This window comes from Streptomyces rubellus (genome assembly GCF_036323805.1).
GTDB lineage: Bacteria > Actinomycetota > Actinomycetes > Streptomycetales > Streptomycetaceae > Streptomyces.
The window spans coordinates 172,622-186,747 of sequence record NZ_JAZDCX010000012.1; the positions used below are offsets into that span (position 1 = coordinate 172,622).

The 14,126-nt window shown below is 74.4% G+C and carries 13 protein-coding genes; 9 read left to right on the forward strand and 4 right to left on the reverse strand.

Features of this window, described 5'->3' with window-relative positions:
* Positions 1–146 precede the first annotated feature (146 nt).
* Positions 147–734: a sigma-70 family RNA polymerase sigma factor gene (locus tag V1L54_RS16485; RefSeq protein WP_330118759.1), complete on the forward strand. Its 588-nt coding sequence runs from the start codon at positions 147–149 to the stop codon at positions 732–734.
* 12 nt (positions 735–746) lie between these two features.
* Here V1L54_RS16485 and V1L54_RS16490 read toward each other — a convergent pair whose 3' ends face one another.
* Genes V1L54_RS16490 through V1L54_RS16500 form a run of 3 tightly spaced genes read right to left on the reverse strand, consistent with a single transcriptional unit; the run spans position 747 to position 3,501 of the window.
* Positions 747–1,748: a hypothetical protein gene (locus tag V1L54_RS16490; RefSeq protein WP_330118760.1), complete on the reverse strand. Its 1,002-nt coding sequence runs from the start codon at positions 1,746–1,748 to the stop codon at positions 747–749.
* Positions 1,749–1,762: 14 nt separating this feature from the next.
* On the reverse strand, positions 1,763–2,455 hold the full coding sequence (locus V1L54_RS16495) for a hypothetical protein (RefSeq protein WP_330118761.1): 693 nt from the start codon (positions 2,453–2,455) through the stop codon (positions 1,763–1,765).
* The gene (locus tag V1L54_RS16500; protein ID WP_330118762.1) at positions 2,452–3,501 is read right to left on the reverse strand and encodes an NlpC/P60 family protein; all 1,050 of its coding nucleotides are present in this window, start codon (positions 3,499–3,501) and stop codon (positions 2,452–2,454) included. Before V1L54_RS16500 ends, V1L54_RS16495 begins: the two co-directional genes overlap by 4 nt.
* Before the next feature lie 159 nt (positions 3,502–3,660).
* On the opposite strand from V1L54_RS16500, the gene V1L54_RS16505 reads away from it, so the two are divergent.
* The 6 genes from V1L54_RS16505 to V1L54_RS16530 all read left to right on the forward strand — a co-directional run bounded on the left by V1L54_RS16505 (position 3,661) and on the right by V1L54_RS16530 (position 9,835).
* Positions 3,661–4,272 carry a DUF6668 family protein gene (locus tag V1L54_RS16505; RefSeq protein WP_330118763.1) on the forward strand — a complete coding sequence of 204 codons (612 nt, stop codon included), beginning with the start codon at positions 3,661–3,663 and terminating at the stop codon, positions 4,270–4,272.
* A 42-nt stretch (positions 4,273–4,314) separates the two neighbouring features.
* Entirely contained in the window at positions 4,315–4,653 is a 339-nt protein-coding gene (locus tag V1L54_RS16510; RefSeq protein WP_330118764.1) for a hypothetical protein, read from the forward strand.
* Positions 4,654–4,720: 67 nt separating this feature from the next.
* A complete protein-coding gene (locus V1L54_RS16515; RefSeq protein ID WP_330118765.1) occupies positions 4,721–5,506 on the forward strand; it encodes a DUF8175 domain-containg protein in 786 nt (261 codons plus the stop codon).
* Positions 5,506–6,822 (forward strand): hypothetical protein, encoded by a 1,317-nt coding sequence (locus tag V1L54_RS16520; protein ID WP_330118766.1) that lies wholly within the window; start codon positions 5,506–5,508, stop codon positions 6,820–6,822. Before V1L54_RS16515 ends, V1L54_RS16520 begins: the two co-directional genes overlap by 1 nt.
* The gene (locus V1L54_RS16525; RefSeq protein ID WP_330118767.1) at positions 6,809–8,308 is read left to right on the forward strand and encodes an SCO6880 family protein; all 1,500 of its coding nucleotides are present in this window, start codon (positions 6,809–6,811) and stop codon (positions 8,306–8,308) included. Before V1L54_RS16520 ends, V1L54_RS16525 begins: the two co-directional genes overlap by 14 nt.
* A gap of 57 nt (positions 8,309–8,365) precedes the next feature.
* Complete coding sequence (locus V1L54_RS16530) at positions 8,366–9,835, forward strand: putative type IV secretion/conjugal transfer ATPase (RefSeq protein WP_330118768.1); 1,470 nt, start codon at positions 8,366–8,368, stop codon at positions 9,833–9,835.
* 369 nt (positions 9,836–10,204) lie between these two features.
* On the opposite strand, the gene V1L54_RS16535 is transcribed toward V1L54_RS16530, so the two are convergent.
* Positions 10,205–11,335 carry a hypothetical protein gene (locus V1L54_RS16535; protein ID WP_330118769.1) on the reverse strand — a complete coding sequence of 377 codons (1,131 nt, stop codon included), beginning with the start codon at positions 11,333–11,335 and terminating at the stop codon, positions 10,205–10,207.
* A 351-nt stretch (positions 11,336–11,686) separates the two neighbouring features.
* Here V1L54_RS16535 and V1L54_RS16540 point away from each other — a divergent pair, with 351 nt between their 5' ends.
* Entirely contained in the window at positions 11,687–12,094 is a 408-nt protein-coding gene (locus V1L54_RS16540; RefSeq protein WP_330118803.1) for a DUF4913 domain-containing protein, read from the forward strand.
* A 247-nt stretch (positions 12,095–12,341) separates the two neighbouring features.
* Positions 12,342–13,937: a glycosyl hydrolase gene (locus V1L54_RS16545; protein WP_330118770.1), complete on the forward strand. Its 1,596-nt coding sequence runs from the start codon at positions 12,342–12,344 to the stop codon at positions 13,935–13,937.
* The last annotated feature ends 189 nt before the right edge of the window (positions 13,938–14,126 follow it).

Consider the following 14,126-nt stretch of genomic DNA (forward strand, 5'->3'; position numbering starts at 1 on the left):
CCGCCGCTCGCGCCGTCAATCGTGCCGTCAATCGCCCGTCAACACGATGTGGAACTCCCCTCGCAAGACTCCCTGCGAATCGAGGCCGCCGACCACGGCCCGAAGTCCGACCTCCGCCATGAGGTCGCAGGAGCAGGGAGACCACCTTGAACCGGACCGTGATGGGGTCCACCGGAGCGGCCACCGCCCGGGAGCGGGCGATGCGCACGCTGTACGACGAGCAGTCGGGGGACCTGTACGCGTATGTGCTGCGGCTGCTGGGGGGCGACCAGCACAGAGCGGAGGACGTGGTGCAGGAGGCGCTGCTGCGCTGCTGGCGCACCCAGGACCTGGAGAGCGGAAGGCCCCTGCGGCCGTGGCTGTTCCGGGTGGCCCGCAACCTCGTCGTCGACGAGTACCGGCTGCGCATGGCCCGCCCGCAGGAGGTGGACGGCACCGCCTGGCTGGACGAGTTGCTGGCCAGACGCGACGACATCGACCGGCTGCTCTCCTCGGTGATCCTCCAGGGCGCGTTCAGGACGCTGTCGCCCAAGCACCGAGAGGTGCTCTACGAGACCTACTACACCGGCAGGTCGACGCGGGAGGCGGCCCTTGTGCTCGGCATCCCGCCGGGCACCGTCAAGTCGCGCCTGTACCACGCCGTGCGAGCCCTGCGCATGGCCCTGGGCCTCGTCGCGGCCCCCGGCGAGGAGGTCACAGCGGTGCCCGCATGGTGGCGCACACCCGCGGCATGAGGCGCTCCGGGCTCATCGCGCCACTTCGGTGTCCTGCGCGGGGCGCTCCCAGGACGGCATGGGAGGCCGTCCCCGCGTCCCGGCGGACCGGCTCCCGGGCCGGTCCGCCGCGGGCACACCCCGCGGAACCACTGCCGCGGGGTGTGCCCGCGACGGCGGCCCGTCGGCCGCGCGGGCCGCCGCCAGCCACGCCTGGTGTTCCAGGACGGTGGTGAGCGCGGCCTCGTCCTCGCCCGGGATCTGGTTGCGCAGACGGACCATGGCGACCCCGCTGGACAGCGCCGTGTCCAGGTCGGTGATCTGCATCCAGGCCGTCTCGGCGCGGGCCGCCGCGGCCTCGGCCCGTTCGCCGTCCCCCCGGTAGTGCCAGCGCTCGGCGACGTCGCGGAACAGCCGTACGCCGCCGTCGGTGTCCCCGGCCAGGACGGCGACACGGGCCCGGACCTCGCGGATGCCCAGGGCGTCGGGGTGGGAGACCCCGAGGGCGCCGGCGGCCTGCTCGTCGAGGCGCGCGGCGAGTTCGGCGGCCCGGTCGAGACGGCCCGCCTCGAGGTGTTCGGTGACCAGGGCCAGCGACCCGGCGTACGCGTCGGGCCCCGTCTCCGTCCCGGCCCCCGTTCCCGTTCCCGTTCCCGGGTCCGGTCCGGTTCCGGGGACGGACCGGCCGCCCGCCCGCGCCGGCTCGCCGGCCGTCTCCTCCGGGGGAGCGGGAGACCTGTTCTCGCGCCTTCCCTGTGCCCTCGTGCGCTGTCCGCCGCCCGGGAGTTCACCGACCGCTCCGTCGGGCGATATGGCCAGGTACCACACGGTGCCGTCCGGCTCGGTGGCCTCGGCCCGTACCGGGCGGCCCAGCCGGGCGGCCGCGGCGGACACCGTCCCGACGGCCGAGGCACGGGTGGGATGCCCGACGGCGGGCATCAGCGGGCCGGAGACGACGACCCGGCCGTCGCCGTGCACGGCGAGGGCGTAGACCGGCCAGGCGGGCACTTCGGTGGACTCGTGCGTCGCGTGCATGGACTTCCTCCGGGCTATCGGACGGTGACGTCGGCGACCTGCCACACCCGGCCGGCCGCCGGGCGGGTGAGCCGCACATACGCCACGACGGTGGTGGGTTTCCCCGTCCACCCCTCGCGGCCGTGCGGGGTGGCGGTGACGGTCCACTGCCGCCATGCCTCGGTGCCGGTGTCGGCGGGCTTGGCGGCGTCCTCGGTCTTCTTCAGGGCGACCGTGGTGCGGGCGCGGTGACCGGCCCACTCCTGCCACTGGGCGCCGGGCACCGACCGGGGCCGGTGTGCGCGCAGCCGGTCCGCGTACGCGTCGGTCAGCCAGCCGGCGTCCGCGGCGCGCAGGCCGGCGTCGTGGGGCCGGCGGTCGACGGCGGTGTCGAACGTCCACAGCACGGTGAGCACGGCACGGCCGACCGCGTCGGCGTCGGTCCGGTCGATGTCGGCGGGCCGGGGGACGCCCCCCTCGGGAGTGCCCCGCGGGCCGGGAGTGCCCTCGCCGGGAAGCACCGGCGCGGCCTCGCCGGGCCCGGACGGGGGCGGATACGGGCCGGTGCCGGTCGCGACGGGGGCCGGCGGTGTCCCGGGGGCGCGCTGCCCGCCGCCGTCACCGTCACCGCCGCCGGTGCCGCACCCGCCCGCGGCGAGGGCGAGCGCGAGCACCGCCGCGGCGGCCGCGGCGGCGTCCCGGGCACCCCGCGTACGGGAGGAGGTCATCCGAAACGCCTCACTTTCTGGGGCCGGTCGGCGAAGTAGGGCTCGTCGAGTCGGCTGATCCTGACCACGTCGCCGGTCCGCGGCGCGTGGATGAACTGCCCGTGGCCGACGTAGACGCCGATGTGGTCGTAGCTGCCGTTCAGGTTGAAACCGATCACGTCACCGGGCCGCATCTCGTCACGGGCCACCGCCTCGCCCGCGGTGACCTGGAGCTGGGAGACCCGCGGCGGGAGTATGTCGCCGCCGCTGGCGTGGTAGACCGCGTACTGGACGAGGCTGGAACAGTCGAAGCCGACCGTGTCCGCGCCCTGCGCGAACCCGAGCCCGGGACCCTCCGGCCCGCCGCCGCCCCACGAGTAGGGCGTGCCGAGCCACTTCTCGGCGTTCGCCACCACCCGGTCGCCGAACGCGCCGCCGGTCGCGGCCGGTTCGCCGTCGGTGTAGCCGGTCATCGAGGTGATGATCGCGGTGACGTAGGACTGGGTCTCCGGGTACGGGGGAACGCCGCCGAACCGCTCGACCGCACCAGGGCCCGCGTTGTAGGCGGCGAGCATCAGCCGGGTGGGGTCGCCGTCGCTGTCCGTCCTTCCGACCATGTCCGCGAGCCAGCAGTCGTAGCGGGCCTGGGTCATGATGGCGTCGCCCGGGGTGAACGGGTCGGCCACGCCGTCCGGCTGGGGACTGCCGTCCTTGCCGGCCGCGTCCACACCCCACGTCGCCCAGGTGCCGGGCATGAACTGGCTCAGGCCCTGTGCGCCGACCGGGCTCACCGCGGCGGGGTTCCAGCCGGACTCGGCCTCGATCTGGGCGGCCAGCAGCGGGGCGCCGACCTCCGGGCACTGCCGGGCGGCGCGCTCGATCCACGGCGCGAACTCGGCCGGGACGCGCCCGGCGTCGAACGTGGTGGCGAACCCCGTGGGGACGGCTTCCCGCCGCTGCTCCACGGCGCCCAGCACCGACAGGCCGAGCACGGAGCCGACCAGCCCCAGGGCGGCGCAGCCCGTCACCAGCATCGTCGATCCCGCCTGTGCGGATCGGCCGCTCATGTCCAACTCCCCCAAGAAACCAGGTGATCCGGAGAACCATGTGTCCGAAAAATGAGCAAGTAGCCTTATGTGAGCTATTTCTGAAACATCACTACTTGCGATCTTCTGACAACCTATGTATAAGTTCCTTCCGTTGTGTCAGCAGTCGAAGGAGATGCCGTGGTGGGGGATGTGCCGGTTGTCAATCCCTGGTTGCCGCAGCCGCGTCCGCCGGGGGGCATCAACGGGAAACCCCGTCGATCGGTTCAGGAGGCGTCGGCGGAGCTCACGGGCCCGGCGGCACCGCAGGGAGCCGGAGTTCCGCCACCCGAGCACGCGCTGCCCGTCGCCCGGGCGGGGCAGGGAGGCGGCCACGCCTGGTGGTGGCTGGGCGCGCACGGCGGTGCGGGGGTCAGCACCCTGGAACGGGCCGTGCCCGGCGGGCGGGACGCGGGCCGCGCCTGGCCCACCGCCGAGCACGAGCAGTCGGTCGTGCTCGTCGCCCGCTCCGGCGCGAACGGCCTCCGGGCCGCGCAGAACGCGGTGCAGCAGTGGGCCTCGGGCATGGTCACCGGCATCGACCTGCTCGGCCTGGTCGTCGTCGCCGACGCCCCCGGCCGGCGCCCCAAGGCCCTGCGGGACCTGGTGCGGCTGGTCTCCGGCGCGGTGCCCCGGCTGTGGGAGATCCCGTGGGTGGAGCCCTGGCGGCTCGGCGAACCGCCCTTGGCGCACCTGCCCAGGGAGTGCGCGCCGCTGGCCCGCGACCTGACCGGACTCACCCGACCCGTATAGACCCGCAGGGACCCGGACGGGTCCGAACAGGGAGGAACCCCGTTGTCCAGTCTGCTGGCGGCCGCTCTGGACGCCTCACACCACGTGCCCCCTCTCGTCGGCCTGGTCGACCTCGCCGCGGCGTCCGCCGGACCCTCGGGCGTGCCGGACGTCGGCGGGGGAGAGGCGCCGCCCGGCGCCGAGGGGCTGCTGACAGTGCTCAAGTGGGTGGCCTGGAGCGTCACCGCCCTGTGCGTCGCGGGCATCTTCGGCGTCGCCGCCCGGATGGCGGTCGACCACTCCCGGGGCGGTGGCCGCGAGCACGCCAGGGGCCTCGGCTTCGTCCTGGGGGCGTGCCTGCTCGTCGGCTCCGCGTCCGGGGTCGTCGGGGCGCTGGTCTGAGCGTGCCGGACACCGTGATCCGCGGGACATCCCGTCTCCCGACGACCCATGAGGATGGGAGAGGAACATGACAGAGCCCGGCAACCGCGCGGCCGACGAGCCGCGCAGTCCGTGGCTGCGCACCGGCTTCGTCCTCGCCGCCGCGTTCCTCGGCTTCGTCGCCGTCATCGGCGCGGCGATCGCCATCGGCTCGGACACCCCGGCCCCGGGCACCCCGGCCGGGGCCGGCGCCACCACGGCGGAGGCACCCGGCTCCCGCGCACGCACCGCGGACCCGCCGCGGTCCGCACCCGCGTCCGGCGACGCCGGCGCCGGGTGCCCCGAACTCACCGACGAACGGCAGGACGTGCCCACCTCCGCGCCCGCGGGCGTGACCTGGACCCTGTACCAGGCCGTCGCCCTCCCCTCCTCCGAGGCGGCCGGTCCGGCCGTGGCCGGTGCGGACGTGGCGCGCTGCTACGCGCGCACCCCCGTCGGCGCCCTGCTGGCCACCAGCCAGATCAGCGTGCGCTACCTGGCCGCCGAGGACTGGCGGAAGGTGACCCGCACCCAGCTGGTCGGAGCGGGCCGCGACGCCTACCTCGCCGACCGGGCCGGGGCGGAGCGGACGGCGCCCCCGGGCGGCCGGGGCGGCGCCGCGCACGGGCAGATCGCCGGGTTCAGATTCGTCACCTACAACGACACGACGGCGGTGATCCAGACCGTGTGGCGGTTCCCGGACGGCCGTATGCAGGCCGCCACCACGACCGTGCTGTGGCGGGACGGCGACTGGAGGCTGGAGTACCCGGCCGTCCCGGCCGCCCCCGTCCCGGTCGACTCCCTCGCCGGATACACCCAGTGGGGAGGTGTGTGATGGCGGGCTGCGACTTCGGCTGGGTGGCCCCGACGATCGGCGGCTACTGCGTGGGGGACGGGGCGGGCACGGCCCCCGAGGACCTCGGCGGCAGCGCGTTCGACGACATCGCCGAGAGCGCCGCACAGGCGGCGAGCATCACCGTCCAGGCACTAGGCAGCGCCTGGATGGACCTGGGCACGCCCGATCTGGGCGAGGCCGGCGGCCCGGTGGCGTTCCTGCGCGGGGCCACGCTGTGGTTCACGTCCTTCGCCGCCGTGCTGTGCCTGCTCGTCGCCGCCGGGCACATCGCCTGGCAGCGCCGCGGCGAGCCCGCCCGGCAGGCGCTCCAGGGGCTGCTCAACCTGGTGGTGGTCTCCTCGGCCGGGGTCGCCACGGTCAACCTGCTGGCCGTGGCGGGCGACAGGTTCAGCGTCTGGATCATCGACAGGTCCACCGGCTGCCGGCAGATCAGCGCCACCGGCGAGCCGGTGGCGGGCTGTGTCGCCGAGTTCGACAGACGCACCTCGGCCATGCTGGCGCTGGGCGGCACGGACTCGTCGTTCCTCGTCCTGATCATGGCCGTGCTGGTGATCGCCGGCAGCGTGGCGCAGATCGCGCTGATGATCGTGCGGATGGCCATGCTGGTGATCCTCACCGGCACGCTGCCCCTGTCGGCGGCGGCCAGCGGCACCGTCGGCGGCCGGGCCTGGTTCCGCCGGTCCGTGGGCTGGCTGCTCGCCTTCGTGCTGTACAAACCGGCCGCGGCCGTCGTGTACGCGGCCGCCTTCGCGATGAGCGGCCAAAGCCAGGACAACGAGGTCGTCTCCATGGTCTCCGGGGTCGTCCTGATCGTGCTGGCCTGCCTCACCCTGCCCGCGCTGCTGCGGTTCGCCGCCCCCGTCGTCCAGGCGGCGGCGTCCGGGGCGGGCCGCGCCGGCCGGGCGTCCACCGCCCCCGGCGGCCCGGCGACGGCCACCGGGGCGCTGCCCGTACCGCACCTGCGGAGCCTGGCCGCCGGCCGGTCGGTGTCCGGCGCCGCGCTGAGCCCGGACGGGGCGGGGGCCGGCGGCGTACGCACCGCCCCCGCTCCCGTATCCGCCCCCGTATCCGCCACCGCCCCCGGTACCGCTTCCGGCCCGGTACCGGCGCGGGGCGCCGACCGGCCGCGCGGCGCACCGGACGCCGAGCGCACCGCCGGCGGCACCGCCCGTCCGGCGGACCCGGCGGAGACCGGGCAGCCGGACCCGCCCGACCAGGAGCCGGCGGCCCTCGTGCCGGCGCCGGCCCGCCACCCCGCCGACGACCAGCAGGAGACCCCCCGTGACAGTCACTGAAGCGCCCCGGCCCCGCACCTACGGCAACTTCCGCCGGCCCCGCACCTCCGGCCTGCGAGGGCTGTCCCTCGGGGTGACCCTGCTGCTGTTCGCCGGACTGGTCGCCGTGGTCCTGACCACGCTGGCCTCGATATGGGCGGCGCTGGGCCTGGCGGTCGTGCTGGTGGTGCTGACCGCCCCGCTCGCCGTGCGGGACCGGCACGGCCGCACCCTGATGCAGCGCGGCGCGGTCCGCCTGGCCTGGTGGCGCACCACCTCCTCCGGCGGCCACCTGTACCGCTCGGGCCCGCTGGGCCGGGCCGGTCACGGCCGCTGCAAACTGCCCGGCCTGGCCGCCGAGTCCGCGCTGACGGAGGCGCGGGACGGCTACGGACGCCCGTTCGCCATGATCACGACCCCGGCGACCGGCCACCACACCGTCGTCATCTCCTGCGAGGCCGACGGGGCCGCCCTCGTCGACGAGCAGCAGGTCGACACCTGGGTGGCCCACTGGGGCCAGTGGCTGTCCACCCTGGGCGCCGAGCCGGACCTGGCCGCCGCGAGCGTCACCGTGGAGACCGCACCCGACTCCGGGGTCCGGCTGCGCCAGGAGATCGCCGCCAACTCCGTGGCCGACGCCCCGGACCTGGCCGGATCGATGTTCCGGGAGGTCCTGGCCGCCTACCCGGCCGGCTCCGCGCAGATCGCCACCCGGATCGCCCTGACGTACTCCGGCGCGGCCCGGCCCGGTTCGCCCCGCCGCAGTGCCGAGGACATGGCGCTGCACATCGGCACCCGGCTGCCCGGCCTGACCGCCGGGCTGTCCATGACCGGTGCCGGCACGGCCGTGCCGATGACCGCGACCGAGCTCGCCGAGGCGGTCCGCGTCGCCTACGACCCGACCGTGGCCTCCCTGGTCGAGGAGGCACGGACCACCGGTGGCACCGGCCTGACCTGGGACGAGGCCGGTCCCATGGCGGCGCAGGAGGGCTGGGACCACTACCGCCACGACGGCGCGTTCAGCGTGACCTGGGCCATGACGGAGGCGCCGCAGGGCGAGGTGTTCTCCAACGTCCTGACCGGCCTGGTACAGCCCGTCCCCGACATCGCCCGCAAGCGCGTCACCCTTCTCTACCGCCCGCACACCCGCGCCGAGGGCGCCCGCGTCGTCCAGCAGGACTACAAGAACGCCCTGTTCAAGGCCCAGCAGTCGCAGATCGGCCAGGCCCGCGACGACGCGGAGGTGACGGCGGCCCGCCGGACCACCGAGGAACAGGCGCAGGGCCACGGGGTCATCCGCTTCGGCCTGCTGATCACGGCGACCGTCGGCTCCGCCGGGGAACTGGCGACGGCGGCCGCGGCCGTGGACAACCTGGCACCGGCCGCGCGCATCGCCGTACGGCCCGTCTACGGCTCCCAGGCGGCGGCCTTCGCGGCGGCGCTGCCGCTGGGACTGGTCCTGCCGCTGCACACGGCACTGCCCCAGACGGTGCGGGACGCGATGTAGCGCGGCGGGAACGGGGGGAGAGGCCGGAGAAGACGGAGACGACGGAGGACTGGTCCGATGGCACGCACGATCAAGGAACCCCGCAGGCCGCGCTCGACACCCCGGGGCCTGCCCGGCCCCGGCGGCGGCATGGTCGGCTACGTCGACCCCGCGCCCGAATGGCGCGGCACCTCCGTCCAGGTCTGCGGCCTGTGGCCGTTCGGCGCCGGCTCCGGAACCCCCATGGTCGGGGTGCCGCTGGGCCGCGACCTGGACTCCGGGGCCACGGTGTGCTGCGACCCCGTGTCGTGGTTCATGCGCACGGGCCTGCTGGCCAACCCCTCGATGTTCGTGCTGGGCCGCCCGGGGCTCGGCAAGTCGACCGTCGTACGGCGCATGGCCCTCGGCCTGTCCGGCTACGGCGTCCACCCGATGATCTTCGGTGACCTCAAGCCCGACTACGCGGACCTGATCCGGGCCATCGGCGGCCAGGTCATCAGCCTCGGCCGGGGCCGCGGAAACCTCAACGTCCTGGACCCCGGCGAGTCCGGCCGGGCCGCGGCCCGGCTCACCGGCGACGCGCGCCGCCGCCTCCTCGCCGACATCCACGGCCGCCGTCTCCACATGGTCTCGGCCCTGGTGACCATCCTGCGCTCGGCGCCGCCGACGGACCGCGAGGAGACGGTCCTCTCGGCGGCGCTGAACGTCCTGGACGACCGGCACGGCACGGAACCGGGACGGGACGCACCGGTGCTCGGCGACCTGGTGCGGGTCATCAAGGACGCCCCGGAGGCGGTGCGTTCGGTCGCCCTGGACCGCGGCGACCTCACCCGCTACCGGGACATCACCGAGAACCTGGAGGCGTCCCTCACCGCCCTGCTGGGCGACGGCCGCCTGGGCGGCACCTTCGCCCGCCCGACCACGGAGGCGATGAAGCTGGACCGCCCGGTCTGCTTCGACGTCAGCGGCATCGACGACAGCGAGGTCCTGCTCCAGGCGGCGGCCCTGCTGTCCTGCTGGTCCTACGGTTTCGGCGCGGTCTCCGCGGCGCACGCCCTGGCGGACGCCGGCCTGGAGCCGCAGCGCAACTACTTCCTCGTCATGGACGAGCTGTGGCGCGTCCTGCAGGCCGGCCGCGGCCTGGTCGACCGAGTCAACGCCCTCACCCGCCTGGACCGGCAGCGGGGCGTGGGCCTGGCCATGGTCACGCACAGCATCGACGACCTGCTCGCTCTGCCCGCGGAGGAGGACCGGACCAAGGCGAAGGGCTTCGTCGAACGCGCGGGCATGGTGGTCTGCGCGGGCCTGCCGCCGGCGGAGATGCCGCAACTGGCGCAGGTCGTGGAGCTGACGGAGGCGGAGAAACGCCTCCTGGTGGACTGGTCCACCCCGCCCGCCTGGGACGCCGCCGACGGCCGTCGCGCCGACCCGCCCGGCCTCGGCAACTTCCTGATCAAGGTCGGCAGCCGGCCCGGAATCCCGCTGCACGTGGACCTGACGGCGGCGGAGCTGGCGGTCAACGACACCAACAAGCGGTGGAACACGTAGGCGCCCGCCGCGCCGGGCCGCGCCGTCCGCGCGGGCCGCGGCGACACGGTGAACCGGCCCGACGCCGGGAACGGCGGCGGTGGCGGTGGCGGGGTCACGAGGGCGCCGCCGGCGTCCGAGAAACCGCGTTCGGCGGTCGGGCGTCATCCGGTGTCCGGTGTGTCGCCGACCGGGGACACCTCCGGGGACAATGCTGGATGCCGTCCCCGCCGGGATCGGCCTCGACCGGTGTGGCCGGTGCCGAGGGGACAATGTGGCGGGCGCCCGGCGGTCGTGTTGCCGCCCGTCTGTGACGGGTCGACACGGACCGCCGGGCGCCCTTGTGTCCGAGCGGATCGGTTCACCGAGGCGGCGGCTTCGCCGCCAGGATCACCTGCCTCCGCCCCCGCCTCCGGCGGGTCCGCGCCTTCCGCCACGCTGTTGCGCGGATCCCTGTGCGGAGTATCCGCTGGTTTGACTGGACGGCTGGGTACCGCTGGAGCCCGGACCGTAGCCCTGACTGTAGCCCTGGCCGCTGGAGCTGGGGGCGTAGTAGGCGGGGTTGGTGCTGCTGCTGGGAGTGTTGTAACTGGCGTAGGTGGGAGTGCTGTAGCTGGTGTAGGAGGGGTTGTAGCTGCTCGGCTGGGTGTTGCTCGCCGGCGCCGTGTTCAGCGGGCGGGAGTAGTTCTGCGCGCTCTGCTGCTGGTACTGCTGGTACTGCGCGGGGTAGTTCTGGTACTGCTGGTACTGCGCGGGGTAGTTCTGGTACTGCCCGCTGGAGCCGGCCGGCAGCGTCTGGCCGGGCGGCATCGTGGTCATCGGGATGGCGGTGGGCAGGGTCGACGCCGCGGCCTGCTGCTGCTGGGCCGTCGGGCCCAGGGCGAGCGCGCCGGCCCCGATGCCGATGTTGTGTGCCCCCTGAAGGCGCAGCGCGGTGTTGGGGGGGACGTTGGGGAGGTAGCTGTACCCCGCGGCGACCGCCGTACCGGTGTTGATGGCCCCGGCGAGTGCCTTGAGCGCGTCGCCCCCACTGCCGGTCTGAACGGCGGAAGTTCCGTACCTGTACAGCTTCCTGGCTCCGGTGGCCATCTCCAGGGCGACGCCGCTCGCGGTGATGGTCGCCCCTACGACCGGATGCTCGGTCTGGGTGATCCTGCCCGCCGCCTGGATGATTTGGGGGCCGAGGACCTCGGCGACGTCCTGGATGGTTGAGCTGTTCTCACGTGCCCATTGCTTGCCCTTCTGCCAGGTGTCCACGAACCAGCTGCCGTCGCTCCGCTGGCCGGCGGCGTGGAAGGTCGTGTTCCGTCCCTGCAGGTCGGCCCACCTCAAGGTGGTCCGGTCGTCCGGTTCCTGAGTGGGAGCGCGTTCCGCGACGTTGTCGGGAATCGGGACGATCGCGGCCTCGGGCGAGCGCCTTTCCATGAAGTCCCTCAGCCCCTGGATGCCCAGGTAGCTGTCGACGGAACTGGTGGAGTCGTCGCTGCCCGAGCCCGTGCCGTCTCGGTTTTTTGGAGGCATCTGAATCCTTTCGTAGAACAGAGACCTGTTCGTGGCGGGCACAACGGAACCGGCGTCCAGCCGGTTCAACGGACGCAAGCCCGGCCCGAGAGCACCGGTGACGCCATGCCTGGCGTGCGGGCAGCCGGTGAACCGCACGCGGCGTGTACACGTGGTGCCCCCGCACGAGGCGGACCGAAGCCGCCGAGAGAAAGCGGGGCTGCCATGTCCACCGATACCACCGAGACCACCGATACCACCGGGACCGTCGAGCCCCTCGCGGAGGAGCGGAGCGCCGCTCCCGCCGGGGAGGCCGGCGCGGAGCCGGGAAACGGGGCTCCCCAGGAGAAACCCCCGAGCCCACCGCACTTCATCCTCTACAAGGAGGGACCCGCGTACGGGCAGGAGCTGCGACAGCTGACCCTGTGGACGCACCACGTACTGCTGCCGGTCTACGGCAGGGAGGTCACCTCCACGGCCCCCTGGTGCTCCCGCTGGTGGGAGCACCCGGAGGCGGTCGCCCAGCTTCACGGCCTGTGGCTCGCCTGGGCCGAACTGACCGGTCCCGGCTCCGGGATGTGCGGGGCCGCCAACTGGCACCGGGACTACCTGGGGCCGGTGATGGCGTCCCTGCGGGACCCGATGGGTCCCTTCGCCGGCTGCAAGCCCGGCAACCACCGGCCCAAGGAGAGCCCTCCCGTCGACGCCAAGGACCCGTTCGGCCCGCCGCCGGGTCCCCCGCCCCCACCCCCGCCCGCCGGGTCCGCCCGCCCGGCCTGACGGACGGGGCCGCCGCCGCGGCAGGCCCCGGCCCCGTGGCGGGCCCCCGGACCCGCTGGGGCGGCCTTCCCCGGCGGGTCCGGCGGCAGCCCGGCCCGCGCCTCCGGCACGTCCGGTGAACCGTCCGGCCCGCCTGTCCGTCGTGCCCCCCGCGAACGGCTCCCGATCACCAGTCCGTGATCGCCGATTCCGTGATCGCCCCTCCCGAACTCCGCGCAAGCCCGACCGAGAGGCACGTTCCATGCCTGTGCGCAGACGCCCACTCCTGCTGGCCCTCCTGCTGGCCGTCGTCGCCGCCGCGACGGTCGTGGTCTCAACCGTCTACGCCCCTCCCGCCGACCGCGACGACGGAAGCGACCGCGTGACCGGGGTGGTGGCCACCGCCGAGCACACCGTCACCTTCCGGAACGAGATGTCCGAACGCATCTGGATCGGCGCCACCGCCAACGCCGACGGTTCGGCACCGCTCACCGGACTGCCGACGCTGGACCCGGGGCAGTCCGCCACCATCACCGTCCCGGAGAACTCGGGCGCCGGGCACTGGCGCGGCAAGTTCTTCGCCCGCCAGGGGTGCGGTGGTGAGGAAGGCAGCACGTTCCACTGCGCCGTCGCCGACTGCGGACCGCACGCCGACCGCTGCACCACCGGGGAGCAGCCCGCCAGCCTCGCCGAGTTCAACTTCGATCCGGCCGACGCCCGGGCGCCCTGGTACAACGTCAGCTACGTCAACGCCGTCTCCTCGACCATCACGATCACCCCCGACGGCGCGGCACCGCCCGAGAACGGTGGCGAGTGCGCCGAGGTGGGCTGCCCCGGCGACCTGCTGGCCGCCTGCCCGCCCGAGAACCTCACCACGGACCCGGCGACGGGCAAGCCCCTGGTGTGCGTCAACCCGGACCGGGACGCGAAGACCGCCTACAGCGAGGCGCTCACCGCGCAGTGCCCCAAGGCGTACGCGTGGTCCAAGCACGACACCGAGCCGGGCAACGAGGTGGTGCGCCAGTGCGCCCAGTGCACCGGCATGACCGTCACCTTCCACGGAGCCGGCGGCGGCCCGGACGCCCCCGCGCCGGCCCCCGACCACACCCTCACCCCCGATCCCGGTACCCCCGTGTCCTCGGACGGCAAGGGCGTCAGCCTGAACCCCGTCGACGGTGCCGCCCGGGCGCTGGCCGACTCCGGCGCGTCCTGGTACTACAACTGGACCTCCTCCACCGGCGAGGTCGCGAAGCCGGAGGGCGTCGAGTACGTCCCGATGATCTGGGGCCCCGGCTCGGTCACCGACGCCGAACTGGACCGGGCGGCCCGGGAGGGCACGCACCTCCTCGGCTTCAACGAGCCCGACTCACCCGCCCAGGCCGGCATGAGCCCCGAGCAGGCGCTGGATCTGTGGCCCCGGCTGGAGCGGACCGGCCTGCGCCTGGGCGCCCCGGCGGTCGCCACCGGCGCCGAGGTCCCCGGCGGCTGGCTGGACCGCTTCATGACAGGGGCCGCCGAACGCGGCCTGCGCGTCGACTTCATCCCCCTGCACTGGTACGGCGCCGACTTCGGCCCGGCCGCCGTCGGTCAGCTGCGCGACTACCTGCAGGCCGTCCACGACCGCTACGGCAAGCCGGTCTGGCTGACCGAGTACGCCCTCATCGACTTCTCCCGGGAAACCCCTCGCTACCCGAGCGAGCAGGAGCAGACCGCCTTCATCGCCTCGTCGACGGAGATGCTGGAGGGCCTGGACTTCGTGGAGCGCTACGCGTGGTTCGCCCTGTCCACCGAGACCAGCCCGACCGGTCTCTACGACGGGGCGACCGTCAACGCCGGCGGCCGCACCTACCGAGAAGCGGACTGACGCCCGTGCGCGGGGGTGCGAAGGGCCTTCGGGGAAACGAGGGGGAGAAACTCCTCCACCGCCTCCCGCGGCCGGGCCGGATCCGCCGTGATCCGTCCGGGGTCACGGCGGGCCCCCGGAGGAAGGCGCACCCGCGTGCAGGTGCTCGCCCGGTGACCGCGCGGGGACGTGCCCGGGCGTCGCGTCCCG

What these genes read in the sequence shown, in the direction of transcription:
- V1L54_RS16520 (WP_330118766.1), top strand. Translation starts at nt 5,506, where the DNA reads ATGGCGGGCTGCGACTTCGGCTGGGTGGCCCCGACGATCGGCGGCTAC.
- V1L54_RS16500 (WP_330118762.1), bottom strand. Translation starts at nt 3,501, where the DNA reads ATGAGCGGCCGATCCGCACAGGCGGGATCGACGATGCTGGTGACGGGC.
- V1L54_RS16515 (WP_330118765.1), top strand. Translation starts at nt 4,721, where the DNA reads ATGACAGAGCCCGGCAACCGCGCGGCCGACGAGCCGCGCAGTCCGTGG.
- V1L54_RS16495 (WP_330118761.1), bottom strand. Translation starts at nt 2,455, where the DNA reads ATGACCTCCTCCCGTACGCGGGGTGCCCGGGACGCCGCCGCGGCCGCC.
- V1L54_RS16535 (WP_330118769.1), bottom strand. Translation starts at nt 11,335, where the DNA reads ATGCCTCCAAAAAACCGAGACGGCACGGGCTCGGGCAGCGACGACTCC.
- V1L54_RS16490 (WP_330118760.1), bottom strand. Translation starts at nt 1,748, where the DNA reads ATGCACGCGACGCACGAGTCCACCGAAGTGCCCGCCTGGCCGGTCTAC.
- V1L54_RS16530 (WP_330118768.1), top strand. Translation starts at nt 8,366, where the DNA reads ATGGCACGCACGATCAAGGAACCCCGCAGGCCGCGCTCGACACCCCGG.